At 72.0% G+C, this 25077-nt stretch carries 25 protein-coding genes and 1 riboswitch; of the genes, 5 read left to right on the forward strand and 20 right to left on the reverse strand.

The window, feature by feature from the left end:
• Positions 1-11: 11 nt before the first annotated feature.
• Positions 12-1178 carry a PotD/PotF family extracellular solute-binding protein gene (locus ACIQD7_RS32305; protein WP_202528074.1) on the reverse strand — a complete coding sequence of 389 codons (1167 nt, stop codon included), beginning with the start codon at positions 1176-1178 and terminating at the stop codon, positions 12-14.
• A 141-nt stretch (positions 1179-1319) separates the two neighbouring features.
• Positions 1320-2756, reverse strand: coding sequence for a gamma-aminobutyraldehyde dehydrogenase (locus ACIQD7_RS32310; RefSeq protein WP_402446552.1), 1437 nt, complete (start codon positions 2754-2756; stop codon positions 1320-1322).
• Between the two features lie 205 nt (positions 2757-2961).
• On the opposite strand from ACIQD7_RS32310, the gene ACIQD7_RS32315 reads away from it, so the two are divergent.
• The 4 genes from ACIQD7_RS32315 (at position 2962) to ACIQD7_RS32330 (ending at position 6896) form a co-directional block, all read left to right on the forward strand.
• Positions 2962-3453, forward strand: coding sequence for an Lrp/AsnC family transcriptional regulator (locus ACIQD7_RS32315; protein WP_030217913.1), 492 nt, complete (start codon positions 2962-2964; stop codon positions 3451-3453).
• Positions 3438-4817 carry an aspartate aminotransferase family protein gene (locus ACIQD7_RS32320; RefSeq protein ID WP_205613978.1) on the forward strand — a complete coding sequence of 460 codons (1380 nt, stop codon included), beginning with the start codon at positions 3438-3440 and terminating at the stop codon, positions 4815-4817. The genes ACIQD7_RS32315 and ACIQD7_RS32320 overlap by 16 nt, the downstream gene beginning before the upstream one ends.
• 211 nt (positions 4818-5028) lie before the next feature.
• Complete coding sequence (locus ACIQD7_RS32325; RefSeq protein WP_402446555.1) at positions 5029-5757, forward strand: ABC transporter ATP-binding protein; 729 nt, start codon at positions 5029-5031, stop codon at positions 5755-5757.
• On the forward strand, positions 5739-6896 hold the full coding sequence (locus ACIQD7_RS32330) for a hypothetical protein (RefSeq protein ID WP_402446557.1): 1158 nt from the start codon (positions 5739-5741) through the stop codon (positions 6894-6896). The genes ACIQD7_RS32325 and ACIQD7_RS32330 overlap by 19 nt, the downstream gene beginning before the upstream one ends.
• A gap of 54 nt (positions 6897-6950) precedes the next feature.
• Here ACIQD7_RS32330 and ACIQD7_RS32335 read toward each other — a convergent pair whose 3' ends face one another.
• The 10 genes from ACIQD7_RS32335 to rpsB all read right to left on the reverse strand — a co-directional run bounded on the left by ACIQD7_RS32335 (position 6951) and on the right by rpsB (position 17474).
• Complete coding sequence (locus tag ACIQD7_RS32335; protein ID WP_121832372.1) at positions 6951-7598, reverse strand: dihydrofolate reductase family protein; 648 nt, start codon at positions 7596-7598, stop codon at positions 6951-6953.
• Between the two features lie 104 nt (positions 7599-7702).
• Positions 7703-8731 carry an ABC transporter ATP-binding protein gene (locus tag ACIQD7_RS32340; protein ID WP_402446560.1) on the reverse strand — a complete coding sequence of 343 codons (1029 nt, stop codon included), beginning with the start codon at positions 8729-8731 and terminating at the stop codon, positions 7703-7705.
• On the reverse strand, positions 8731-10344 hold the full coding sequence (locus ACIQD7_RS32345; protein WP_402446563.1) for an ABC transporter permease: 1614 nt from the start codon (positions 10342-10344) through the stop codon (positions 8731-8733). The genes ACIQD7_RS32340 and ACIQD7_RS32345 overlap by 1 nt, the downstream gene beginning before the upstream one ends.
• Before the next feature lie 38 nt (positions 10345-10382).
• A complete protein-coding gene (locus ACIQD7_RS32350) occupies positions 10383-11477 on the reverse strand; it encodes a thiamine ABC transporter substrate-binding protein (RefSeq protein WP_161375080.1) in 1095 nt (364 codons plus the stop codon).
• 83 nt (positions 11478-11560) lie between these two features.
• Positions 11561-11671: riboswitch (TPP riboswitch) on the reverse strand.
• Positions 11672-11700: 29 nt separating this feature from the next.
• Positions 11701-12807: a 23S rRNA (adenine(2503)-C(2))-methyltransferase RlmN gene (gene rlmN / locus ACIQD7_RS32355; RefSeq protein WP_125661713.1), complete on the reverse strand. Its 1107-nt coding sequence runs from the start codon at positions 12805-12807 to the stop codon at positions 11701-11703.
• 134 nt (positions 12808-12941) lie between these two features.
• The gene (locus ACIQD7_RS32360; protein WP_161375078.1) at positions 12942-14045 is read right to left on the reverse strand and encodes a phosphatidate cytidylyltransferase; all 1104 of its coding nucleotides are present in this window, start codon (positions 14043-14045) and stop codon (positions 12942-12944) included.
• A complete protein-coding gene (gene frr, locus ACIQD7_RS32365; protein WP_053646719.1) occupies positions 14045-14602 on the reverse strand; it encodes a ribosome recycling factor in 558 nt (185 codons plus the stop codon). The genes ACIQD7_RS32360 and frr overlap by 1 nt, the downstream gene beginning before the upstream one ends.
• 93 nt (positions 14603-14695) lie before the next feature.
• Positions 14696-15460, reverse strand: a complete 765-nt coding sequence (gene pyrH / locus ACIQD7_RS32370; protein WP_030217948.1) for a UMP kinase — start codon at positions 15458-15460, stop codon at positions 14696-14698.
• Between the two features lie 163 nt (positions 15461-15623).
• Positions 15624-16460, reverse strand: coding sequence for a translation elongation factor Ts (tsf, locus tag ACIQD7_RS32375; protein WP_121832367.1), 837 nt, complete (start codon positions 16458-16460; stop codon positions 15624-15626).
• Positions 16461-16568: 108 nt separating this feature from the next.
• Entirely contained in the window at positions 16569-17474 is a 906-nt protein-coding gene (gene rpsB, locus ACIQD7_RS32380; protein WP_121832366.1) for a 30S ribosomal protein S2, read from the reverse strand.
• A 253-nt stretch (positions 17475-17727) separates the two neighbouring features.
• On the opposite strand from rpsB, the gene ACIQD7_RS32385 reads away from it, so the two are divergent.
• Positions 17728-18189 carry a murein hydrolase activator EnvC family protein gene (locus tag ACIQD7_RS32385; protein WP_402446569.1) on the forward strand — a complete coding sequence of 154 codons (462 nt, stop codon included), beginning with the start codon at positions 17728-17730 and terminating at the stop codon, positions 18187-18189.
• 35 nt (positions 18190-18224) lie between these two features.
• Here the strand turns inward: ACIQD7_RS32385 and ACIQD7_RS32390 are convergent, their stop codons facing one another.
• The 8 genes from ACIQD7_RS32390 to lepB all read right to left on the reverse strand — a co-directional run bounded on the left by ACIQD7_RS32390 (position 18225) and on the right by lepB (position 25049).
• The gene (locus ACIQD7_RS32390; protein ID WP_402446624.1) at positions 18225-18791 is read right to left on the reverse strand and encodes a TetR/AcrR family transcriptional regulator; all 567 of its coding nucleotides are present in this window, start codon (positions 18789-18791) and stop codon (positions 18225-18227) included.
• 53 nt (positions 18792-18844) lie between these two features.
• The gene (gene whiG, locus ACIQD7_RS32395; protein ID WP_351970001.1) at positions 18845-19681 is read right to left on the reverse strand and encodes an RNA polymerase sigma factor WhiG; all 837 of its coding nucleotides are present in this window, start codon (positions 19679-19681) and stop codon (positions 18845-18847) included.
• 239 nt (positions 19682-19920) lie between these two features.
• A complete protein-coding gene (gene dprA / locus ACIQD7_RS32400; RefSeq protein WP_402446627.1) occupies positions 19921-21114 on the reverse strand; it encodes a DNA-processing protein DprA in 1194 nt (397 codons plus the stop codon).
• A gap of 68 nt (positions 21115-21182) precedes the next feature.
• The gene (locus tag ACIQD7_RS32405; protein WP_402446572.1) at positions 21183-22796 is read right to left on the reverse strand and encodes a YifB family Mg chelatase-like AAA ATPase; all 1614 of its coding nucleotides are present in this window, start codon (positions 22794-22796) and stop codon (positions 21183-21185) included.
• Positions 22796-23179 carry a YraN family protein gene (locus ACIQD7_RS32410; protein ID WP_053644491.1) on the reverse strand — a complete coding sequence of 128 codons (384 nt, stop codon included), beginning with the start codon at positions 23177-23179 and terminating at the stop codon, positions 22796-22798. The genes ACIQD7_RS32405 and ACIQD7_RS32410 overlap by 1 nt, the downstream gene beginning before the upstream one ends.
• A 157-nt stretch (positions 23180-23336) precedes the next feature.
• Complete coding sequence (locus ACIQD7_RS32415) at positions 23337-23645, reverse strand: DUF2469 domain-containing protein (protein ID WP_005311352.1); 309 nt, start codon at positions 23643-23645, stop codon at positions 23337-23339.
• A 55-nt stretch (positions 23646-23700) separates the two neighbouring features.
• A complete protein-coding gene (locus tag ACIQD7_RS32420) occupies positions 23701-24186 on the reverse strand; it encodes an NUDIX hydrolase (RefSeq protein WP_121832360.1) in 486 nt (161 codons plus the stop codon).
• A 98-nt stretch (positions 24187-24284) separates the two neighbouring features.
• The gene (lepB, locus tag ACIQD7_RS32425) at positions 24285-25049 is read right to left on the reverse strand and encodes a signal peptidase I (protein ID WP_402446575.1); all 765 of its coding nucleotides are present in this window, start codon (positions 25047-25049) and stop codon (positions 24285-24287) included.
• Positions 25050-25077 lie beyond the last annotated feature (28 nt).

A 25077-nucleotide genomic window follows, 5' to 3' on the forward strand; every position in this document is an offset into this window, starting at 1 on the left:
CCCGGTCCGGCTCACAGCCCCACGATCGAGTTCCACTTCTTCGCGAAGGTCAGGCGCTCCTCGGCGGTGATGTCCCGGGCGATGGCGAGCCTGCTCCGCATGGCGGAGTCGGGGAAGATCAGGGGATCCTCGGCGAGCGCGGCCAGTTCCTCGTCGCCGGAGTCCGCGAGGACCTGCTGCGCGGCCGGGACGGGGCAGACGTAGTTGACCCAGGCGGCGAGTTCGGCGGCGACCTCGGGCTCGTAGTAGTGGTCGACCAGCTTCTCGGCGTTGGCCTTGTGCCGGGCGAGGTTGGGGACCATGAGGGACTCGGCCCAGAGTTCGGCGCCCTCCTCGGGGACGACGAACTCGATGTCGGGGTTGTCGGCCTGGAGCTGGATGACGTCCCCGGAGTACGCCTGGCAGGCCAGGACGTCGCCGGAGGAGAGGTCCTTGATGTAGTCGTTGCCGGTGAAGCGGCGGATGTGCCGGGCGCGGACGAGCCGCTCGACCCGCTCGCACAGGGCGTGGAAGTCGTCCTCCCTCCAGCGGGTCACGTCGACGCCCTCGCCCATCATGAGCAGGGCGAAGGACTCGTCGAGCCCGGACAGCAGGGTGACCTTCCCGCGCAGGTCGTCGGCCCACAGCTCCTTCACCGAGCGCAGCTCCCGGCCCAGCTTCCGGCGGTTGTACGCGATGCCGGTGATGCCGGACTGCCAGGGCACGGTGTGCAGCCGGCCGGGGTCGAAGGCGGGCGAGCGCAGCTGCGGGTCGAGGTGGGCCGTGACGTTCGGCTGGGCGGCGCGGTCCATCTCCTGGACCCAGCCGAGGCGGACGAAGCGGGCGGCCATCCAGTCGCTGAGGACGATCAGGTCGCGGCCGGTCTCCTGGTGGTTCATCAGGGAGGGGCTGATCTTGCCGAAGAACTCGTCGTTGTCGTTGATCTCCTCGGTGTAGCGGACGGATATCCCGGTCCGCTTCCGGAAGGACTCCAGGGTGGGGCGCCGGGACGCCTCGTCCTCGTCGGTGTCGATGTAGAGCGGCCAGTTGGCGAAGTCGAGGACCCGGTCGCGGGCCGAGAGGTCCCGGGCGGCGGCCCGGTCCCCCTCCTCGACGAAGGCGGCGGGCACCCCGCACCCGGCGAGCAGGGCCGCGGTCCCGGCGCCGCCGATGCCGCGCAGCAGGGACCGGCGGGACATGTTCTTCCTGGCTGTCGCTCTCATCCGGGCAGCATCCCGGCCGGTCGGCGTCCACGGCAATGGACGGTCCGTGCGGGCGGCACGCCGCGGCCCCGACACCCTGTCGAGCGGGGTGCCGGGGCCGCGGCCGGATTCCCGGGACTAGCCGAGGGAGGTCATGACGTGCTTGACGCGCGTGTAGTCCTCGAAGCCGTAGGCCGAGAGGTCCTTGCCGTAGCCGGACTTCTTGAAGCCGCCGTGGGGCATCTCGGCGACCAGCGGGATGTGGGTGTTGATCCACACGCAGCCGAAGTCGAGCGCCTTGGACATGCGCATCGCGCGCGCGTGGTCCTTGGTCCAGACGGAGGAGGCGAGGGCGTACTCGACGCCGTTCGCGTACTCCAGGGCCTGGGCCTCGTCCGTGAAGGACTGGACGGTGATGACCGGGCCGAAGACCTCGTTCTGGATGATCTCGTCGTCCTGCTTGAGGCCGGAGACGACGGTCGGGGCGTAGAAGTAGCCCTTGTCGCCGACGCGCTGACCGCCGGCCTCGACCTTGGCGTGGGCCGGGAGGCGGTCGATGAAGCCGGAGACCTGCTTCAGCTGGTTGGCGTTGTTGAGCGGGCCGTAGAGCACGTCCTCGTCGTCCGGCTGCCCGGTCTTGGTCGCGGCGGCGGCCTTGGCGAGGGCGGAGACGAACTCGTCGTGGATCGACTCGTGGACGAGGACGCGGGTGGCGGCCGTACAGTCCTGGCCCGCGTTGAAGAAGCCCGCGACGGAGATGTCCTCGACGGCCTTGTCGATGTCGACGTCCTCGAAGACCACGACGGGGGCCTTGCCGCCCAGCTCCAGGTGGACGCGCTTGACGTCCTTGGCGGCCGACTCGGCGACCTGCATGCCGGCGCGGACGGAGCCGGTGATGGAGGCCATGGCGGGGGTCGGGTGCTCGACCATCGCGCGGCCGGTGTCGCGGTCGCCGCAGACGACGTTGAAGACGCCCTTGGGGACGATCTGCCCGATGATCTCGGCCATCAGGACGGTCGACGCGGGGGTCGTGTCCGAGGGCTTGAGGACGACGGTGTTGCCCGCGGCCAGGGCCGGGGCGAACTTCCAGACGCCCATCATCATCGGGTAGTTCCAGGGCGCGACCTGGGCGCAGACGCCGACGGGCTCGCGGCGGACGATGGAGGTCAGGCCCTCCATGTACTCGCCGGCCGAGCGGCCCTCCAGGAGCCGGGCGGCACCCGCGAAGAAGCGGATCTGGTCCACCATCGGCGGGATCTCCTCGCTCGCGGTGAGGGCGATCGGCTTGCCGGTGTTCTCGACCTCGGCGGCGATCAGGTCCTCGGCGCGCTCCTCGAAGGCGTCCGCGATCTTGAGGAGTACCTTCTGGCGCTCGGCCGGAGTGGTGTCGCGCCAGGCGGGGAAGGCGGCCGCGGCGGCCTCCATGGCGGCGTCGACGTCGGCCTGGCCGGAGAGCGGGGAGGTCGCGTACACCTCGCCGGTGGCCGGGTTGATCACGTCGATCGTGCGGCCGTCGGCCGCGTCGCGGAACTCCCCGTTGATGTAGTTACGCAGCCGGCGCAGCTCGGTGGTCACTTGCCACCCCTCCTGTCACGTTCTGACTTCGCACGTCCTCGTGCGCTGTCCCGATGGGTGAGACACCCCAGCCTAATCGCTCGGCTGACGCTTTCAACAGGCCCGACCCCCCACAACTTCGGATTCAGTGAGATCAGAGCCCTCACACAACGAATTACATCGCTCCGGGGTTGCGAGACCGACGAGTCTCGGTGCACAGTGAGGTGTGGCCAGTCGAAGCGCAGACTCCAGAACCGGAACCGGTTCGTCCCCGACGATCGACGCCGTCTCCCTGGCGATCATCGAACAGCTCCAGGAGGACGGTCGCCGTCCCTACGCGGCGATCGGCAAGGCCGTCGGCCTCTCCGAAGCCGCCGTGCGGCAGCGCGTCCAGAAGCTGCTCGACCAGGGCGTCATGCAGATCGTCGCCGTCACCGACCCGCTCACCGTGGGCTTCCGGCGGCAGGCGATGGTCGGCATCAACGTCGAGGGCGACCTCGATCCGGTTGCGGAAGCCCTGACGGCCATGGCCGAATGCGAGTACGTGGTGATGACCGCGGGCTCCTTCGACCTCATGGTGGAGATCGTCTGCGAGGACGACGACCACCTGCTGGATGTGATCAACAAGCGCATCCGCACCCTCCCCGGCGTGCGCTCCACCGAGAGCTTCGTCTACCTCAAGCTCAAGAAGCAGACCTATATGTGGGGAACCCGATAGCCGTGAGCAAGGACCTCTCCAAGACCGCCTACGACCACCTGTGGATGCACTTCACCCGCATGTCGTCGTACGAGAACTCGCCCGTTCCCACCATCGTGCGGGGCGAGGGCACCTACATCTTCGACGACAAGGGCAAGCGCTACCTCGACGGTCTCGCGGGCCTCTTCGTGGTCAACGCCGGACACGGCCGCCAGGAGCTGGCCGAGGTCGCGTACAAGCAGGCCCAGGAGCTCGCGTTCTTCCCCGTGTGGTCGTACGCGCACCCCAAGGCCGTCGAGCTGGCCGAGCGCCTCGCGGACTACGCCCCGGGCGACCTGAACAAGGTCTTCTTCACCACCGGTGGCGGAGAGGCCGTCGAGACCGCTTGGAAGCTGGCCAAGCAGTACTTCAAGCTGCAGGGCAAGCACACCAAGTACAAGGTCATCTCGCGCGCGGTCGCCTACCACGGCACCCCGCAGGGCGCCCTGTCCATCACCGGCCTGCCGGCCCTCAAGGCCCCCTTCGAGCCGCTGGTCCCCGGCGCGCACAAGGTGCCGAACACCAACATCTACCGCGCCCCGATCCACGGCGACGACCCCGAGGCCTTCGGCCGCTGGGCCGCCGACCAGATCGAGCAGCAGATCCTCTTCGAGGGCCCCGACACCGTCGCGGCCGTCTTCCTGGAGCCGGTGCAGAACGCCGGCGGCTGCTTCCCGCCGCCGCCCGGGTACTTCCAGCGGGTCCGCGAGATCTGCGACCAGTACGACGTGCTTCTCGTCTCCGACGAGACGATCTGCGCCTTCGGCCGCCTCGGCACGATGTTCGCCTGCGACAAGTTCGGCTACGTCCCGGACATGATCACCTGCGCCAAGGGCATGACCTCGGGTTACTCCCCGATCGGCGCCTGCATCGTCTCCGACCGCATCGCGGAGCCCTTCTACAAGGGCGACAACACCTTCCTGCACGGCTACACCTTCGGCGGCCACCCGGTGTCGTCGGCGGTCGCCATCGCCAACCTCGACATCTTCGACAAGGAGGGCCTCAACCAGCACGTCCTGGACAACGAGGACGCCTTCTTCTCGACGCTGAAGAAGCTGCACGACCTGCCGATCGTCGGCGACGTCCGCGGCAACGGCTTCTTCTACGGCATCGAGCTCGTCAAGGACAAGGTCACCAAGGAGTCCTTCACGGACGAGGAGACCGAGCGCGTCCTGTACGGCTTCCTGTCCAAGGCGCTGTTCGAGAACGGCCTGTACTGCCGTGCCGACGACCGCGGCGACCCGGTCATCCAGCTGGCCCCGCCGCTGATCGCCGACCAGGGCACCTTCGACGAGATCGAAGGCATCCTGCGCTCGGTGCTCACCGAGGCGTGGACCAAGCTCTAGCAGGACCTCACGCCGCCCTCACGGCGTGACCCCGGCCCGGGTCTGCCCGCCATCCGAGTGGATGGCGGCGGCCCGGGCCGTGTGCTGTCCGTACGAACCGATCCGAATACTTACGGTGCCGAGTGACCGACAGGCCCGTCCTTCGTTCACCCGTACGGGGGAATCCCCCCGCGCGGGGGAACACAGATCGGATCCGACAGAGGTGTACGCGATGGCCCCACCGGACAACGACGTGCTCTGGGCGCGTTCCCTGCACTGCACCCTGGGCGGCTCGGAGGCCCTCAGCGGCGTCTCCCTCGGCGTCCGCGAGGGCGAGATCCTCGCCCTGACCGGCCCCCGGGGCAGCGGCAAGACCACCCTCCTGCGCTGTCTCTCCGGCCAGCTCGTCCCCCAGCAGGGCGAGGTCTGGTTCAACAGCGGCCCCGTGCACACCCTGGGCCCCGCCCAGCGCGAACGGCTCCGCCGCGAGCGCTTCGGCTGGATCGGCCCCGAGCCCGGGCTCGTCCCCGAACTCACCGGCTGGGAGAACGCCGCCCTGCCGCTGCTGCTGCGCGGGGTCCCCCGCCGCGCCGCGAAGACCGCCGCCCTGGAGTGGCTGGAGCGGCTCGACACCGGGGCGTGCGCCCGCAAGCGCCCGCGCACCCTCACCCGGTCCCAGCGGCAGCGGATCTCGATCGCCCGCGCCCTCGTCACCACTCCCCCGGTGCTCTTCGCCGACGAGCCCACCGCCGCCCTGCACCGCGCCGACGGCGCCCAGGTGCTGCGCACCCTGACGGCCGCCGCCCGCTCGCACGGCATCACCGTGGTCCTCGCCACCCACGACGAGGAGGTCGCGGCGCTCGCCGACCGCGCGGTCGCGCTCCTCGACGGGCGCCGGGCCGGCGCCGTACCCCCGGCGACCGGGGCGGAGGGCGTCGCCGCGTGCTCGCTCTCCGTCTGACCCGGGGCACCCACCCCCTCGTCCTGACGCGCCGGCTGCTCGTCGCCGCCGCGTCCGCCGGGGTGGGCTTCCTCCTCCTCTGCACCCTCGGCCACGCCCTCGGGCACCCCGAACAGTCCTCCGCCTCGACGCTCCGGCTCCTCTGGTGCGTCCTGCCGCTCGCCGCCACCGTCCAGTTCGCGGTCGCGGTGGCCCGCACCGACCCCAGCACCCGGCCGCGCCCCGGGCTCTCCGCGATCGGCCTCGGACCGGCCCGGCTCGCCCTGCTCGCCGCCGCCTCGACGGCCGTCACCTGCGCGCTCGGCTCCGCGGTCGCGCTCCTGCTCTACCTGCACCTGCGCGGCGGCCTCACGGGACTGCCCTCCGACGGGGCGGCCGCCGGGCTGCTCGCCGCCGACCGGCCGGTGCCGCTCGCGGCCGTCCTCACCCTGCTCGCGCTCGTCCCCGTCACCGCCGCCGCGGCGGCGGCCCTGGCCCTGCGGCCGCGCACCGCGCCCTCTCCGGAGGACTCCGAAGGCGCGGACGAGACCATGCCGTCCGGGCTTCCGTGGGGCGTCGCCCTGGTCGCGATCGGCCTCGCGGTCGAGACGTACGCGGGCCGGGGCGGCGGCGGGGACGGCCTTCCGCTGCCGGGCCGCTTCGACGGCAGCCCGGCGGCCGTCCTGGCCGGCTGGGCCCTCACCGCGATCGGCCTCGCGACGGCGGGCCCCGGCCTCGTCCACGGCTGCGGCCGCCTCCTCCAGGCGGTCCGCCCGGGCGCCGTCCGGCTGCTCGCGGGCCGCGTCCTGACGGCGGAGGCCCGCCGCATCGGCCGGCCGCTCGGCGTGGTCTGCGCGGTGCTCTCCGGCATGATCGCGGCGACCACGCTGTACGCCTCGGACAGCGGCTCCGACGCCTTCGGGCCGCTCACCGGCCTGGGCGCCACCCTGATCCTGGCCTGCACCTGCGCCACGCTCCTGACCGCGGCCCTGGAGTCCCGGCAGAGCCGCGCCCCGGTCACGGAGGCCCTCCTCCTCGTCGGCGCCCCGCCCGCGACCCTCCGCGCGGCGGCCCTGGTGCGCACGGGCGCCCTGCTCGCCCTCTTCCTCCCCCTGACGTGGCTGGTGGCGGCGCTGGCGGCGCTGCCCCTCAAGGGCTGACGGAGGAACGGTCCGGCTCCGCCGAGCAGCGAAGCCGGACCGGGGTTCCCGCGCTCACCTCCGCCAGAACAGGTGGTGCGTGACCGTGCCGCCCGGGCTGGGCACGACGTCGCGGTGGTAGCGGTCGAGGAGTTCGTCGGGCGACTCCCAGAGCCGCGATCCGCCGCCGAGCGCCACCGGGGAGACGGCGACGTGCAGGGTGTCCACGAGATCCGCGTCGAGGAACGCGCGGATGGTGGCGGCCCCGCCGCCGAGCCGCACGTCCTTGCCGTCCGCCGCCTCCCGCGCCGTCGCGAGGGCGGTGGCCGGGTCGGCGTCGAGGAAGTGGAACGTGGTGTCGCCGAGCGCGAACGAGGGGCGCGGGTGGTGGGTCAGGACGAACACCGGGGTGTGGAACGGCGGCTCGTCGCCCCACCAGCCGCGCCACTCGTGGTCCCGCCAGGGACCGCGCTGGGGCCCGAACTTGTTGCGGCCCATGATCTCGGCGCCGATGTTCCGCCCGTAGTCCCGCGTGAGGTAGTCGTCGAGGCCCCGGCTGCCGCCGGGCGCGGTGCGCCGGGGCCAGCTCGCCGTGGCACCGGCCCAGGCGAACATCGCCTCCGGATCCGCGTGCCCGAAGGGCCGTTCGAGGGTCTGGCCCTCCCCGGCGCCGTACCCGTCGGACGAGACGTTGAAGTTCTGGACTCTGAGCAGCTGGGCCATGGGGTTCCTCCCGTGCGGGACGTGCGGGACGTGCGGGCGACGGAGACGCCGTACGTACGGGAGACTCCCCCGGCGGGCGGAACTCATCGCGCCCGCGGGGCTCGCTACGGCGTGTCGTCGCCCAGCACCACCACGTCCTCCGTCCGGAAGGCGACGCCCGTCTTCGCGCCCTCCTCCGGCGCGTCCCGCAGCGGGAGCTCGGCCTCCAGGGGCGGGCCGTCGGCCGGGCGGAGCCGTACGACGACGTGGCTGCCCCGGAAGGTCCGGGACTCCACCGTCCAGGCGGGCGCGTCCCCTGCGGGGACCGGCCGCACCCCGCCGGGGCGGACGAGGAGCCGCCGCCCGCCCTGCGGGGAGCCCTCCGGCACCGGCACCTTCCCCCAGACGGTCTCCGCGACCGTCCCGGTGACCCGGGCGGCCACCACGTTGTCGAAGCCGAGGAAGCGGGCGACGAACTCGGAGGCCGGGCGGCCCCACACCTCGACGGGCGTCCCCGACTGGGCGATCCGCCCGTCCCGCATGACCACGACCCGGTCAGCGAGCGCGAAGGCCTCGCCCTGGTCGTGGGTGACGGCCAGGACCGTCGTCCCGAGCCGCCCGAAGAGCTGCCGCAGCTCCACGACGAGCCGCTCCCGCAGGCCCCGGTCGAGCTGGCCGAGCGGCTCGTCGAGCATGAGGAGCCGGGGCCGGGGCGCGAGCGCCCGAGCCAGCGCCACCCGCTGCTGCTCGCCGCCGGAGAGCGCGGCGACGGACCGCCGCCCGGCGCCCGGCAGGCCGACGAGGTCGAGCAGCTCCCGCACCCGCTCCGTCCGCTCCGCCTTCCCGTCCCCCCGCATCCGCAGCCCGAAGGCGACGTTTCCCGCGACGTCCCGCTGCGGGAACAGCTGGTGGTCCTGGAACATCAGGCCGACGCCCCGCCGGTGCGTCGGCACCCCGGCCTGGTCGGCGCCGTCGAGGAGCACCCGGCCGGCGTCGAGCGCCTGGAGGCCCGCGACGGCCCGCAGCAGCGTGGACTTGCCGCTGCCGCTGGGGCCGAGCACGCACACGGTCTCGTGGTCGGCGACCTCCAGGTCCACGGCGTCGAGCACGGCCCGCGCCCCGAACCGCACGGTCGCCCCATCGAGTCTCAGCATCAGAACTCCCCGGAGGTCCGGTCGGTGCGGAGCCGTTCGAGCAGCAGCAGGGACACCGCGCACACCACCATCAGAATCGTCGAGAGGGCCATCGCCTGGCCGTAGTTGAGCTCGCCGGGCCGGCCGAGCAGCCGGGCCACCGCGACCGGCAGCGTCGGGCTGTCGGGCCGGGCGATGAACACGGTCGCGCCGAACTCGCCGAGCGAGACCGCGAACGCGAACCCGGCCGCGATGAGCAGCGCCCGCCGCACCAGCGGCAGGTCCACCTCCCGCCAGGCCCGCCACGGCGAGGCGCCGAGCACGGCCGCCGCCTCCCGCAGCCGCTCGTCGACCGCGCGCAGCACCGGCAGCATCGTCCGGACGACGAAGGGGACGCCGACGAGCGCCTGCGCGAGCGGGACGAGGATCCAGCTCGCGCGCAGGTCGAGCGGCGGCTCGTCGAGCGTGATGAGGAACCCGAAGCCGACGGTGACGGCGGAGACCCCGAGCGGCAGCATCAGCAGCGCGTCGAAGCCCCGGACGAGCCGCCCGGCTCGCCGGGTGAGCGCCGCCGCCGCGAGCCCGCCGATCACGACGGCGATGGCGGTGGCGGCCAGCGCGTACCGCAGCGAGTTGCCGATCGCCTCCAGGGGCGGCACCAGGAAGGTCCCGCTCTCGTCCAGCGAGCCGAGCGCCCGGTAGTAGCCGAGCCCGTACCCCCCGGGGCCGGCGAACGAGCGCTCCACGAGCACGCCCAGCGGCAGCAGGATCAGGAGCGCCACCGAGACGAGGACGCCGCCGAGCAGCGCCCACTGCCCGGCGCCGCGCGGCCGGCGCGCGGTCCGCTCCGGCGGTACGAGCCGCAGCGCGGTCTCCCGCCGCCGTACCGTCCACGCGTGCAGGGCGAGGATCGCGCCGACCGCGGCGAACTGCACGAGGGTGAGGACGGCGGCCGTCCGCAGGTCGAGCAACCGGGCGGTCTGCCGGTAGATCTCCGCCTCCAGGGTCGTGTACGCGTCCCCGCCGAGGATCTGCACGACGCCGAAGGAGGTGAAGGTGAAGAGGAAGACCATCAGGGCCGCCGCCGACACGGCCGGGACGAGCGCGGGCAGCGTCACCGTCCGCCAGGCCGTGAAGCGGGAGGCGCCGAGGACCCGGGCGGCCTCCTCCTGACGCGGGTCGAGCTGTGCCCAGAGGCCGCCGACGGTCCGGACGACGACCGCGTAGTTGAAGAAGACGTGGGCGAGGAGGATCGCCCACACGCTCGTGTCGAGCCGCAGCCCCCACAGCTCGTCGGTGAGCCCGTTGCGGCCGACGAGGGCCAGGAACGCGGTGCCGACCAGGACGGTGGGCAGCACGAACGGCACCGTGACCACGGCCCGCAGGACGCTCTTGCCGGGGAAGTCGAAGCGGGCGAAGACGTACGCGCCGGGCAGGGCGACGAGCAGCGTGAGGCCGGTGGAGGCGAGCGCCTGCCAGGCGGTGAAGCCGAGCACGTCGAGGATGTCCGGCCGGCCCAGCGTCTCGCCGATCCCGCCCAACCGCCAGCTGCCGTCGGGCCGCAGCCCCCGGTCCACGATGGACACGACGGGCCAGGCGAAGAACACCGCGAAGAACGCGACGGGCAGGGCCATGAGCCCCAGCCGCGCCGCGTTCCCCCGCGGGTCGCGCCTTACTTCAGGACGAGCGACGACCACTGCTGGATCCACGCGTCGCGCTTCTCGGCGATCTTCCCGGGCTCCATGGTCTCCGGCTTCTCCACGACCACGCCGTGCTTCGTGAACAGCTCCGGCAGCACCGCGTCCTTCGCCACCGGGTTGACGAACATCTGGAGCGGCATGTCCTCCTGGAACTTCTTGGAGATCAGGAAGTCGATCAGCGCCTTGCCGCCCTCGGGGTTCTTCGCGCCGTTCAGCAGGCCCGCGAACTCCGTCTGCCGGAAGCAGGTGCCGGTGGACACCCCGGTCGGGGCGACCTTCGGCTGCGGCTCGCCGTACAGCACCTCGACCGGCGGGCTGGAGGCGTACGACACGACCAGCGGCCGGTCGCCCTTGGCCTGCTTGCCGCCGGCCGAGCCGGAGAACTCCTGGTTGTAGGCGAGCTCCCAGCTGTCGACGGTCTTCACGCCGTTGGCCTTGAGCTTCTTCCAGTAGTCCTGCCAGCCGTCGTCGCCGTACTTCGCGGCCGTGCCGAGGAGGAAGCCGAGGCCCGGGGAGGACCGCTCGGGGTTCTCGACCACCAGCAGGTCCTTGTACGCGGGCTTCGCCAGGTCGTCGAAGGTCACCGGCGGTGCCAGCTTCTTGTCGGCGAAGTACTTCTTGTCGTAGTTCACGCAGATGTCGCCGGAGTCGATCGGGGTGACCCGGTGCTCCCCGTCCAGGTGGTACTCCGCCGGAATCCGGTCGAGCCCCTTCGCCTGGTACCCGACGAAGATCCCGTTGTCGAGGGCGCGGGAGAGCAGGGTGTTGTCGACGCCGAAGAAGACGTCGCCCTGCGGGGAGCCCTTGGTCAGGATCTCCTTGTTGACGGCCTCGCCCGCGTCGCCGGCCTTGAGGACCTTGACGGTGAAGCCGGTCTGCTTGGTGAACTCGGCCAGGACCTCCTTGGAGGCGTTGAACGAGTCGTGGCTCACGAGGGTCACGGTCTTCGGCGCGGGCGCGCCGGACTTGCCGGCGTCCTGGCCGGCGCCGTCGGTGCCGCAGGCGGCGAGGGCGGTGACGCCGAGCGCCGCGAGGACCGCGACGGCGGCCTGCTTCTTGATGCTCACTGAAGTTTTCCTCCTGGGTGGGACCAGGAAGAGACGCGGCCCTGCCCGTGTCCGGCGGACCGGACGCGGGCAGGGCGCAACAGCTCGAGTTACGACCGAACTTCCTACCCAGAATGACCTGGGCGAGGTTCAGAGGGTCTGCGGTCTGACGGACACCGCACTCTCAGCGCTGTGGCGCTCCCCTGTCGGAATATGGAGATGTGTTCGAGCTCAGAGTACAAGCTCAGCGCTCGGCGGCGGCCAGCTGTCCACAGGCACCGTCGATCTCCTGACCTCGGGTGTCCCTCACGGTCACCGGCACGCCGTGCCGCGCGATCGCCTCCACGAAGGCCTTCTCGTCCTCCGGGCGGGACGCCGTCCACTTCGAACCGGGCGTCGGGTTCAGCGGGATCAGGTTGACGTGCACCCGCTTGCCCTTGAGCAGCCGGCCGAGGAGGTCGCCGCGCCAGGCCTGGTCGTTGATGTCCCGGATGAGGGCGTACTCGATGGAGATCCGGCGGCCGGACTTCTCCGCGTACTCCCAGGCCGCGTCGAGGACCTCCCGGACCTTCCAGCGCGTGTTGACGGGCACGAGGGTGTCGCGCAGCTCGTCGTCGGGGGCGTGCAGCGAGACCGCGAGGCGGCACTTGAAGCCCTCGTCGGCGAAGCGGAGCATCGCGGGCACGAGCCCGACGGTGGAGACGGTGATGCCGCGCTGGGACAGGCCCAGGCCGTCCGGCTCGGGGTCGGTGAGACGGCGGATGGCGCCGACGACCCGCTTGTAGTTGGCGAGCGGCTCGCCCATGCCCATGAAGACGATGTTCGAAAGCCGCGCCGGGCCGCCGGGGACCTCGCCGTCGCGCAGGGCCCTCATGCCGTCCACGATCTGGTGCACGATCTCGGCGGTCGACAGGTTCCGGTCGAGGCCGGCCTGCCCGGTCGCGCAGAACGGGCAGTTCATCCCGCAGCCGGCCTGCGAGGAGATGCACATGGTCACCCGGTCCGGGTAGCGCATGAGCACCGACTCGACGAGGGTGCCGTCGTGCAGCCGCCACAGGGTCTTGCGGGTGGTGTCGTCGTCGCACGAGATGTGCCGCACCACGGACATCAGGTCGGGCAGCAGCTCCCCGGCCAGCTTCTCCCGCGAGGCGGCCGGGATGTCGGTCCACTCGGCGGGGTCGTGCGCGTACCGCGCGAAGTAGTGCGTGGACAGCTGCTTGGCGCGGAAGGGCTTCTCGCCGATCGCGGCGACGGCCTCCTTCCGCTCGGCGGGCGTGAGGTCGGCCAGGTGCCGCGGCGGCTTCTTGGCTCCGCGGGGGGCGACGAAAGTGAGTTCTCCGGGCTTGGGCATGGTGCTACCAGTGTCGCAGAGATACGAAGAGGGACCCGCCGCCCTGTGGACAACGGGTCCCTCCTCCAAAGAACCGCAGGTCAGCCGGTCCATGCCGTGTCGACGTGCGACTCCGCCGCGTGGACCGTGACCGGTCAGCCGGTCCCGACGAACAGCGCGAGCAGCAGCCACACCACCGGCGCCGTCGGCAGCAGCGAGTCCAGCCGGTCCATGATGCCGCCGTGACCGGGCAGCAGCGTGCCCATGTCCTTGATGCCCAGGTCCCGCTTGATCATCGACTCGCCGAGGTCGCCGAGCGTCGCGCTCGCCGCCACCGCGAGGCCGAGGATCAGACCCTGCCACCAGATCCCGTCGTCGATCATGAACTGCATACACAGCGCGCCCGCCGCCATCGCGAACGTCACCGCGCCGACCAGGCCCTCGCGGGTCTTGCCGGGGCTGATCCTCGGCGCCAGCTTGTGCTTGCCGAAGCGCCAGCCGATCGCGTACGCCCCGGTGTCGCTGACCACCGTCAGGATCAGGAAGGTGAGCACCCGCTCCGGACCGTCGTCCGCGGTCAGCAGCAGCGCCACGAACGTCGCCAGGAACGGCACGTAGAACGCGGCGAACACGCCCGCCGTGACGTCCTTCAGATAGCCCTCGGGCGGCTCCGTCATCCGCCACACCAGGACCGCGAGCGCCGTCAGGGCCATCGCGACCCAGGCACCCTCGGCACCGCGCACGTACCCGGCGACGACCATCGCCGCGCCGCCGACCGCGAGCGGTACCAGCGGCGCCTTGATCTGCTTGCGCTCCTGGAGCCGGGACGTCAGCTCCCACAGCCCGACGACCACGGCGACCGCGATCACCCCGACGAACGCCGGCGCCCAGATGTACAGCGAGGCGATGATGACGGCGCCGAGGCCGACCCCGACCCCTATGGCCGCGCCCAGGTTCCGCCCCGCGCTCTTCTTCTGCCGTGGCGCCGGCGGCGCGGGCGGCGGAGGCGGGGTGGGGCTGGGCATGGGCTCCTGCGGGTGCTCGTGCGGCGTCTCGTCACGGAACAGGGGACCGCTCGGGTGAGCGGCCCCCCGGCCGTGACCGTCCTGGAATCCGCCGGTGGGAACGTCGGGCACGATGGGCATGGGCCGAGTCTGCGCCGCCCGGTGCCGATCGTGTGCGGGACCCGCCGGGGCGGGACCCTGGTGGGGTCCCCCGCGGCCGGAACCGGCCGGGGCATCCCAGGAAGAGTCGTTCATCAGACCTCGAGCAGCTCGGCTTCCTTGTGCTTGAGCAGCTCGTCCACCTGCGTGACGTACTTCGCGGTGGTGTCGTCGAGCTCCTTCTCCGCGCGGCGGCCCTCGTCCTCGCCGACCTCGCCGTCCTTGACGAGCTTGTCGATGGACTCCTTGGCCTTGCGGCGCACCGAGCGGATCGAGATCTTCGAGTCCTCGGCCTTGCCCTTGGCGACCTTGATGTACTCGCGGCGGCGCTCCTCGGTCAGCTCGGGGAACACCACCCGGATGATGTTGCCGTCGTTGCTCGGGTTGACGCCGAGGTCCGAGTCACGGATCGCCTGCTCGATGTTGCGCAGCGCGCTCTTGTCGAACGGGGTCACCACGGCCATCCGCGGCTCCGGGACGGAGAAGGAGGCCAGCTGGTTGATGGGGGTGATGGCGCCGTAGTAGTCCGCCACGATCTTGTTGAACATCGCCGGGTGCGCACGGCCGGTGCGGATCGCGGCGAAGTCCTCCTTGGCGACCACGACGGCCTTCTCCATCTTCTCCTCGGCCTCGAGGAGGGTCTCTTCGATCACCACTTGCTCCTGCGTGTCGTCGCGTTGTGTCCTGCACGGTGTACGACCGGCAGGGCTCTGTCCATCCCCTGGCGGGGCGGTTCCCGGTTCGGGTCAGGCCCGGGTGCCCTGGTCGCTCACGAGCGTGCCGATCTTCTCACCCTTCACCGCGCGCGCGATATTGCCCTCGGCGAGCAGTTCGAAGACGAGGATCGGGAGGTTGTTGTCCCGGCACAGGGTGACGGCGGTGGCGTCGGCGACCTTGAGGTCGCGGGCGATCACCTCGCCGTACTCGAGCGCGTCGAACTTGACCGCGTCGGGGTTGCGCTTCGGGTCGGAGTCGTACACGCCGTCGACGCCGTTCTTGCCCATGAGCAGGGCCTCGGCGTCGATCTCCAGGGCGCGCTGGGCGGCGGTGGTGTCCGTGGAGAAGTACGGCATTCCCATGCCCGCGCCGAAGATGACCACGCGGCCCTTCTCCAGGTGGCGCACGGCGCGCAGCGGGATGTACGGCTCGGCGACCTGGCCCATGGTGATGGCGGTCTGGACGCGGGAGTCGATGCCCTCCTTCTCCAGGAAGTCCTGGAGCGCGAGGCAGTTCATCACGGTGCCGAGCATTCCCATGTAGTCGGAACGGGCCCGGTCCATGCCGCGCTGCTGGAGCTCGGCGCCGCGGAAGAAGTTGCCCCCGCCGATCACGATGGCGATCTCCGCGCCGTCGCGGACGACGGCCGCGATCTCACGCGCGATGGCGTGCACGACATCGGGGTCGACGCCGAGGCCGGTGCCGCCGGAGAAGGCCTCCCCGGACAGCTTCAGCATGTAGCGGCCGGCCTTTTTGCCGTTGTTGTCGTCGCCCTGTACGGCGCCCTGGTTCATGGAGCTCTCCTCGTGCACATACGAAGGAGGCCATTGCCTTGGGTCCTCGCGGTATCCCGTGCGGCAATGGCCTCCTCGTCAGATCTGCGGTCGTCCTGCGCGGGCGCGGACGACTGCTTCAGACCCTACCGGGGTCCGGTGTCCGTCGCGTTCGCGACCGGACTCAGATGCCGACCTTGATGCGGGTGAAGCGCTTCAGGGTGACACCGGCCTCGTTCAGGACCTGCTGGACGGACTTCTTGTTGTCCAGGGCGTACGGCTGGCCGAGCAGCGTGGCGTCCTTGAAGAAGCCGTTGACGCGACCCTCGACGATCTTGGCGATCGCGGCCTCGGGCTTGCCCTCGGCGCGGGTGGTCTCCTCGGCGATGCGGCGCTCGGACTCGACGACCTCGGCCGGGACGTCCTCACGGGTGAGGTACTTCGGCGCGAAGGCGGCGATGTGCTGGGCGACGCCCTTGGCGACGGCGGCGTCGGCCTTGTCGAACTCGACGAGGACACCGATCTGCGGCGGCAGGTCGGGCATCGTGCGGTGCATGTACGCGTAGACGAAGCCGTCGGCGTACTGCGCGAAGCGGTCGAGGACGATCTTCTCGCCGAGGTTGGCGTTGGCCTCGTCCACGTAGGCCTGCACGGTCTTGCCGGGCTCGATCTCGGAGGCGAGGAGGGCCTCGATGTCGGCCGGGGCGGTCGCGGCCACGTGGGCGGCGAGCGCGTTGGCGACGGCGAGGAACTTGTCGCCCTTGGCGACGAAGTCCGTCTCGCACTTCAGCTCGACGAGGACGCCGGAGGTGTTGTCGTCGGCGATGAGGGAGACCACGGCGCCGTTCTCGGCGGAGCGGCCCTCACGCTTGGCGACGCCCTTCTGGCCCTTGATGCGCAGGGCCTCGACGGCCTTGTCGACGTCGCCGTCGGCCTCGTCCAGGGCCTTCTTGCAGTCCATCATGCCGGCGCCGGTGAGCTCGCGGAGCTTCTTGACGTCAGCGGCGGTGTAGTTCGCCATGAGTCTGTTTCTCTCTCGAAGTCTGAAAGATCGGGCGGGTCCACGGGTGGACGGCGGGGGCTTCGTGGGCCCCCGCCGTCGTCACCCGAAGGTCCTGTTCCTGAAGGGTCAGGCCTGCTCGGCGGCCTCGGCCGGAGCCTCGGCGGCCTCGGCGTCCGCGACCTTCTCGGTCTCGGCGGAGGTCTGGACCTCGGCGGCCTCGGCGGCGGCCGGGGCCTCGGTCTCGTCGGCCTTCTTCTCGCCCTCGAGCAGGTCGCGCTCCCACTCGGCGAGCGGCTCGCCCTGGGCCTTCTCGCCCGGCTTCGAGTCGCCGGTCGCGGCGCCGGAGCGGGCGATGAGGCCCTCGGCGACGGCGTCGGCGATCACGCGGGTGAGCAGGGTGACGGAGCGGATCGCGTCGTCGTTGCCCGGGATCTTGTAGTCGACCTCGTCGGGGTCGCAGTTGGTGTCGAGGATCGCGACGACCGGGATGTGGAGCTTGCGCGCCTCACCGACGGCGATGTGCTCCTTCTTGGTGTCGACGATCCAGACGGCGCTGGGCACCTTCTGCATCTCGCGGATACCACCGAGGGTCTTCTCCAGCTTGGCCTTCTCGCGGGAGAGGACCAGGAGCTCCTTCTTGGTGAGACCCGAGGCGGCGACGTCCTCGAAGTCGATCTGCTCGAGCTCCTTGAGGCGCTGCAGACGCTTGTAGACGGTGGAGAAGTTGGTGAGCATGCCACCGAGCCAGCGCTGGTTGACGTACGGCATACCGACGCGCGTCGCCTGCTCGGCGATGGCCTCCTGGGCCTGCTTCTTCGTACCCACGAACATGATGGAGCCGCCGTGCGCGACGGTCTCCTTGACGAACTCGTAGGCGCGGTCGATGTACGACAGCGACTGGAGCAGGTCGATGATGTAGATGCCGTTGCGCTCGGTGAAGATGAAGCGCTTCATCTTCGGGTTCCAGCGACGGGTCTGGTGACCGAAGTGGACGCCGCTCTCCAGCAGCTCCCGCATCGTGACGACGGCCATGGCCGTATCTCCTTGGGTTTCTCGGTTGTGTTCCTGACGCCCCGGCGCGCCATGCCCACGAGGGACCGAAAGGCGCTGCCACCGTCTGAGGACCGTGGCGGGGCGTGCGAAGTCGACCCGGTGACCCGAGTCGCCATAGGAAGTGTACGGGACCCGGGGGGCGGCGGGTGACGGCGCTGTCCACAACCGGTGAGCGGTCCACAGAAACCGTCCGCGACCCCCGTGAACCGGACGGCCGGGGGAGCCTCCCCCCATGCGCTTCACGACGTACGTCACGGCCCTGCTCCTGGCCCTCGGCTCCTTCTGGCCGGTGGGTCCGCCCCCGCCCGGGATCGTCCGCGGCTGGCAGCCGCCGCCGGGCCCGTACGCGGCGGGTCACCGCGGCGTCGACCTCGCCGCACCGCCGGACGCCCCGGTCGTGGCCCCCGCCGCGGGCACGGTCACCTTCGCGGGTCCGGTCGGCGGCCGGGGCGTCCTGACCCTGACCCTCCCGGGCACGGGCGCTCCCCCGCTGCGCACGACCTTCTCCCCGGTGACCCCGCTGGTCCCGGCCGGCACCACCGTCGCCGCGGGCACCCCGATCGCCCGGGTCGCCCCCGGTACCCACTGCCCGGAGACCTGCCTCCACTGGGGCCTCCGCAGGGGCGACCGGTACCTGAACCCCTTGCTCCTGCTGAGAAGGGGCCCGTCACGGCTGCTGCCGCCGGGCCCATGAGGGGGCGGGGAAGCCCCCGGAGTTCCTTCGGGCGCTCAGGCCGGGGAGCCGTTGACGCCGTGGAGGGCCATCGTGACCGCCGCCTCGGTGATCTCCGCAGGGTCCTCGGCCGCGCCGAGTTCGAGGCGGCGGACGGCGGCGTCGACGACGCCCTGGAGGAGCATGGCCGCCAGGCGGGGCCGGGGCTGGCCCAGGGCGGCGAGCGCTTCGACGACCATGGAGACGAGGCCGCCGTGGGCCGCGCGGATCTTCTCGCGGGCGCCGTCGTCCAGCTCGCCCGCGGAGATGGCGACGACCGCGCGGTGGCGCCGGTCCCCGACCAGTTCCAGCTGCTTGCGGACGTACGCCTCGACCTTGTCCTGGGGCGTCGCGGCGTCGGCCATGGCCAGCTCGACCTCGGCGGCCCAGACCGGGAAGTCGACGGCGCACAGCTCCTCGACGACGGCGGCGCGCGATCGGAAGTACTCGTAGACCGACGAGCGGGCGAGGCCCGTGCGCTCGGCGAGTGCGGGGAAGGTCAGCGCCTCCGTCCCGCCCTCGGACAGCAGGGAACGCGCGGCGTCCAGCAGGGCGCCGCGCTGCATCGTCCGGTGCTCGGCCACGGAGGCCGCTCGAATCCTGGGCACGGCTCCACTGTACGACCGGACCGCGGCGCTCAGCGTCCGACGTCGGCCAGCTTGGCCCGGAGCTGAAGCACGGATTTGGTGTGGATCTGGCTGACCCGGCTTTCGGTGACGCCGAGGACGTGGCCGATCTCGGCGAGCGTGAGGCCCTCGTAGTAGTAGAGGGTGACGACCGTCTTCTCCCGCTCGGGGAGCGTGTTGATGGCGCGGGCGAGCAGGCGGCGCAGCTCGCGGTCCTCGGCTACCTCGACGGGGTTGTCGGCGGCCGTGTCCTCCAGGGTGTCCATCAGGGAGAGCCGGTCCCCGCCCTCGCCGCCGACGTGCAGCAGCTCCTCCAGGGCGACCACGTTGGCCAGGGACAACTGGCTGAAAACCGAGTGCAGTTCCTCCAGCGTGATGTCCATCTCCGCGGCGACCTCGCTCTCGGAGGGGGTGCGGCGGAGCTGGGCCTCCAGTGTGGCGTAGGCGCGTTCGACGTTGCGCGCCTTCTGCCGGACGGAGCGCGGGATCCAGTCGAGGGCGCGGAGCTCGTCGATCATGGCGCCGCGGATGCGGGTGATGGCGTACGTCTCGAACTTGATGGCGCGCTCGACGTCGAACTTCTCGATGGCGTCGATGAGGCCGAAGACGCCCGAGGAGACGAAGTCGGCCTGTTCCACGTTGGACGGCAGCCCGACGCTGACCCGTCCCGCGACGTACTTGACGAGGGGCGAATAGTGCAGGATCAGCTGCTCCCGCAGCCGCTCGTCGCCCGTGTCCTTGTACGAGCGCCACAGCTCGTCGAGGGAGGTCGGTGCGGGTGGTCGCACGGTGCCCCGGGCTGCTGGGGGCACCGCAGCGCGGTCAGACCCGGAGGTGTGCTGGGGCATTCGTTGCCTTGAGCCGTTCTGCTGTCGGGTGTGTCGGTGCGGGTGTCCTGGAGGGAATCCCGGTGAGCGTAGCGTGAGTGCGCCGTCGCGGTGAGCGAACAACGGTGGATCGCGCCGCTCCGGGTGGACGCCGTCGGCCACATCTTCGAACCGGGGCCGTGGCGCGGGTCGGCCCCTCGGGCGCGGCCGAGAGAACTCGATTGTTCATCGCCATCACCTTTTCACCCGAATGCTCCAGGTCAAGTACCGCCTCGCCGCGCGTTCGACGCTTGTGTGGCGGTGTTCGTCAACCGCCAGCCCTCCCCGTGCCGTTCGACGAAGCCGAGGGAGTGGAGTTCGTACAGCTTGGCGAGGGTCTCGTCGGGGTGGGTCCCGGCCCGGCGGGCGATGGCGGTGGTGGGGGTGGGTCCGCGGGCGGGTACGGCTTCCAGGACGTGGGCCGTGGCGGGGGCGAGGAGGTCGCGGGGCAGGACGGGCCCCCGGCGCTCCGGGGCGAGCTGGCCCATGTCCCCGACGAGCTCGACGATCTCCTCGGCGTCGGTGACGAGGGTGGCGTCGCCCCTCAGGAGCTCGTGGACGCCTGCGGAGAGCGCGCTGGTGGCCGGGCCGGGGACGCCCATGGTGTGGCGGCCGAGCCGGGCGGCGGCGCGGGCGGTGGAGAGGGAGCCGCTGCGGTGTCGCGCCTCGACGACGACGGTCCCCCGGGTGAGGGCGGCGATGACGCGGTTGCGGAGGATGAAGCGGCTGGGGGTCGGATGGCTTCCGGGCGGCAACTCCCCGATGACGAGGCCTTGTTCGGTGACGCGCCGGATGAGCCGGTCGTGGCCCCGGGGGTACGGGACGTCGACGCCGCAGGCGAGCACGGCGATGGTGGCGCCGTCGGCGGCGAGGGCTCCCCGGTGGGCGGCGCCGTCGATGCCGTAGGCGGCTCCGGAGACGACGACCCAGCCCTTTCTCGCGAGACCGGTGGCGAGGTCGGTGGCGAGGTGGGCGCCGTAGGGAGTGCAGGCGCGGGCGCCGACCAGGGCGACGGAGCGCAGGGCCCAGGTGCGCAGGTCGGCGGGGCCCCGGAGCCAGAGGCCGAGGGGGCGGGCGTCTCCGAGGTCGTCGAGCTGCCGGGGCCATTCGGTGTCGCCGGGAACGAGGAAGCGGCCGCCGAGGGCGTGGACGGCGTCGAGGTCGCGGGCGGGCTCGGCGGCGGTGGCGCGCAGCCGCCAGGAGGCGACGCGCTTGCGGCCGGTGCCGGGGAAGTCCTCTTCGCCGGGAGAGCCCGGCGGCCCCGACGAACCCGGAGAGGCGGCGGAGACGCTGTCGGGTCGGAGGAGCCGTTCGAGGAAGCCGATGGCCCCGTACCGGCGGATCCAGCGGCCGGCGTGTTCGTCGCCGGGTTCGACGGTACGGGTGAGGGCGGCACGGGCGAGCCGCTCGTCCATGAATGCCGGGGAGCCCAGGGAGCCCGTAGGGACGGTAGAGGCGGTGGGGGTGGCGGGGTCGGTGGCGGTCATGCGCGGTCTCCCGTTCCTACGGGTACGCCCCGGGTGACGCCGGTGCGCAGTTCCAGGGCGAGGGCGACGTCCCGGCCTTCGGGCCGGTCGTGGCCCGCCAGGTCGGCGACGGTCCAGGCCACGCGCAGGACGCGGTCGAGGCCTCGGGCGGTGAGGAGTCCGCGTTCGATGTCGCGTTCGGCCTCGGCGAGGGCTCCGGGCGCGGCGTGGTAGCGGGTGCGGAGTTCGTGGCCGGGGATCTCGCTGTTGACCTTCCAGGGGGTGTCGGCGAGACGGGCGGCGGCCCGGTCGCGGGCCTCGCGGACGCGCGCGGCGACGGTGGCGGTGGCCTCTCCCCTGCCGCCCTGCCCGAGCAGGTCGGCGCGGGTGACGGGCTCGGCCTCGACGCGGAGGTCGACCCGGTCGAGCAGGGGCCCGGAGAGCCGCGCCTGGTAGCGGCGGACGAGTGAGGGCGGGCATTCGCAGCCGGCGCCGTGCAGGGTGTGCCGTCCGCAGGGGCAGGGATTGGCGGCGAGGGCCAGGAGGAAGCGGGCCGGGAGGCGGACGACGCCGGCGGCGCGGGCGATGACGACGTGCCCGGATTCGAGGGGCTGGCGGAGCGCGTCGAGCGCCTTGCCCGAGAATTCGGGGGCTTCGTCGAGGAAGAGGATGCCCCGGTGCGCGAGGGAGACGGCGCCGGGCCTGGGAAGTCCGTTTCCGCCGCCGACGAGGGACTGCATGGTGGCGGAGTGGTGGGGCGCGCAGTAGGGGGCGCGGCGGACGAGGGGTTCGCCGGGCGGGAGGATGCCGGCGACGGAGTGGACGGCGGTGACCTCCAGGGACTCCTGCCGGGTGAGGGGCGGGAGGATGCCGGGCAGGCGCTCGGCCAGCATGGTCTTCCCCGCTCCGGGCGGACCGGAGAGCAGCAGGTGGTGGCTGCCGGCGGCGGCGACCTCCAGGGCGCGGCGGGCGTGGTGCTGACCGGCGACGTCGGCGAGGTCGGGTCCTTCGGCGGGGTCGGCGGCCAGCCCGGTGCCGATGCCGGCGCCGGGGACGAGGAGCCCGGCGAGCATGGCGTCGGGCCGTCCCTCCTCGGTGGGCTCCTCGTCGGGGACGGGTTCGTCGGTGAGGACGGCGATCAGCTGGCGGAGGCTGCGGATGCCGAGGACGGAGACGCCGGGGACGAGCGAGGCCTCGCCCGCGGTCTGTTCGGGGACGACGACCTGCCGGTATCCGGCGTCGGCGGCGGCGAGGACGGCGGGCAGGGTGCCGCGGACGGGGCGGACGCGTCCGTCGAGTCCGAGTTCGCCGATGAGGACGAGGTCGGCGATGGTGCGCGGGTCGATGCGCTCGGCGGCGCCGAGGACCGCCGCGGCGACGGCCAGGTCGAAGCCGCTGCCGCCCTTGGGGACGGACGCCGGGCTGAGGCCGACGGTGAGCTTCTTCTGGGGCCATTCGGCGCCGGAGTTGACGACGGCGGCGCGGACGCGGTCACGGCTCTCGGTGAGGCTCTTGTCGGGGAGGCCGACGAGGGTGAAGGCGGCGACGCCGGGTTCGAGGTCGGCCTGGACCTCGACGACGACGCCCTCGACGCCGACGAGGGCCACGGAGCAGGTGCGGGCGAATCCCATCACGCCACCCCCTGGGCGTGGGTGAGGACGGGGGCGCCGCGACGGGGCAGGACGATGCCGACGAGGTCGATGCGGACGCCGCCCGCGGGGGCCGGGGCGCCGCTGCGGTCGAGCCAGCAGTCGGCGAGGCGGCGGAGCCGCTCGGCCTTGCGGGGCGTGACGGCGGCCATCGGGTGCTCGTAGGCCCCGTGGCGCCGGGTCTTGACCTCGCAGATGACGAGGGTGTCGCCGTCGCGGGCGACGATGTCGATCTCGCCGGTCCGGCCGCAGCGCCAGTTCCGGGCGAGGATGTGCATCCCGGTCGCGGTGAGCCGGCGGGTCGCCAGCTCTTCCCCGTACCGTCCGAGCGCGCGGGTGGCGCTGGTCTTGTCGGTCGTGTTCATACGGACCACCTCCGTCACCGACTGTGACGGGGTGGAGCGTTCCGCGTGCGGGGCTGTGGACGGCCGAGGGGGCTGTGGAGAACTCCCTCACTCGTGGGGGTGGTTCCGGGGGGCCGGGGCCGGAGCCGGTGTGCCTGCGGCGTCCCCGCCGCCGTCCTCAGCTGCCGGGGAGTTCGAGGTCGCTCTTGTTGAGCTCCTCGATGTTCACGTCCTTGAACGTAAGGACGCGGACCTGCTTGACGAACCTGGCCGGCCTGTACATGTCCCAGACCCAGGCATCGGCCATGCTGACCTCGAAGAAGACCTCGCCCTGCACCGAGTGCACCTGCATCTCGTAGTCGTTGGTGAGGTAGAACCGCCGCTCGGTCTCGATCACGTATTTGAACAGCCCGACGACGTCGCGGTACTCCCGGTAGAGCTTCAGCTCCATCTCGGTCTCGTACTTCTCGAGGTCCTCGGCGCTCATGGCATGTTCCCCTTCAGCCGTGCGTCCCCCCATTGTGCGCCAGCCGTACGCGCCCCTAGACGATTTCCGGGGCGAGGGCGACCGGTGCAGGAGGAGGTCCCTCGTCGAGCAGCGTGCGCAGCAGCTCGGCGAGCCTGGTCGGGTACACCGTCTCACGGGCGGCCGACAGTTCGGCGGAGGTCCACCATCTCAGGCCCGAGAGGCTGCGGGTCTCCAGCTCCGTGAGGGCCCGGGGCCCGGGCTCGGCCCCGGTCCGGCGGGTGCGGGCGAGGTAGTACCACTCGTCCTGGTCCCAGCGGCGTCCGTCGAAGGGGAAGGAGCAGCTCCGGGTCCACAGGACGGGTCCGAGGTCGGCGTCGGTGATGCCGGTCTCCTCCGCGAGCTCGCGCAGTGCCGCCGCTTCCCGGGTCTCGTCGCCCTCCAGGCCCCCGCCGGGGGTGAACCACCAGGTGAGGCCGGGATCGTCGGGCTCGTGTCCGTGCAGCAGCAGGACCCGGTCGTCGGGGTCCAGCAGAACGACCCGCGCGACCTTCCGCACCACGCGCCCCGCGTCCGCGCCCGTACCCCGTACCCCCTCCGCGTCCGAACCCGCGCCCGCACCTCGTACCGGCTCCGCGTCTACGCTCCGTACCCGCTCCGTCACGCCCCTGCCCTCTCCCGCGTTCCGGTCCGCCGGCCGTTCGGTCGTCGGGTCAGGAGTCGCGTCACCGGTCCGTACGCGGCCCCCGCGAAGACCAGTATGCCGCCGGCCGCGATCATGGTGAGGAGGGTCGTGAACGGTCCCGGCCGCGAGAGGCCGCCCGGCAGGTCGGCGAAGCCCGTCGGCCGGTCGAGGAGGCCCTTGGCGGGCCAGACGACGGCGTCGACCCTGGCGACGACCGTGGAGCGGGGCACGGAGCCCTGGCCCGCCTCCTCCAGGTGGGTGCGGGAGTCGAGCGAGGTGTGCCGGTCGTCGCCGAGGAGGAAGAGGCTGTCCTCGGGGACGGTCACGGAGAACTCCTTGTCGGAGGCGACCTTCCGGCCGTTCATCCCGGTCCCGAGGTACGGCTCGTCGACGGCCTTGCCGTCGACGGTGAGCCGCCCCTCCCCGTCGCAGCAGGCGACCGTGTCTCCGCCGACGGCCACGACCCGCTTGACCATGGGCGAGGAGCCCCAGAGGGGGTCGTTGAAGACGACGACGTCGCCGCGCTTCACCTCGGCCCCGTCGACGCGCTCGGCGAGCACCCGGGAGTTGACGTCGAGGGTGGGGGTCATGGAGTCGGTGGGGACGGTGTACGGCCGGTAGAGCAGGGCGCCCCAGACGAACCCGCCGAGGAAGAGCGCACAGCCGACGGCCACGGCCAGCCCCGACAGCACGCTGCCGAGGCGGCCGTGGCCGTCCTTGCTCCGTATGGTTCCGCTCATGTGCACCCCAGAGGTCTGTCGACGGTCC

It is taken from the genome of Streptomyces sp. NPDC093071, from assembly GCF_044754545.1.
Lineage (GTDB): Bacteria > Actinomycetota > Actinomycetes > Streptomycetales > Streptomycetaceae > Streptomyces.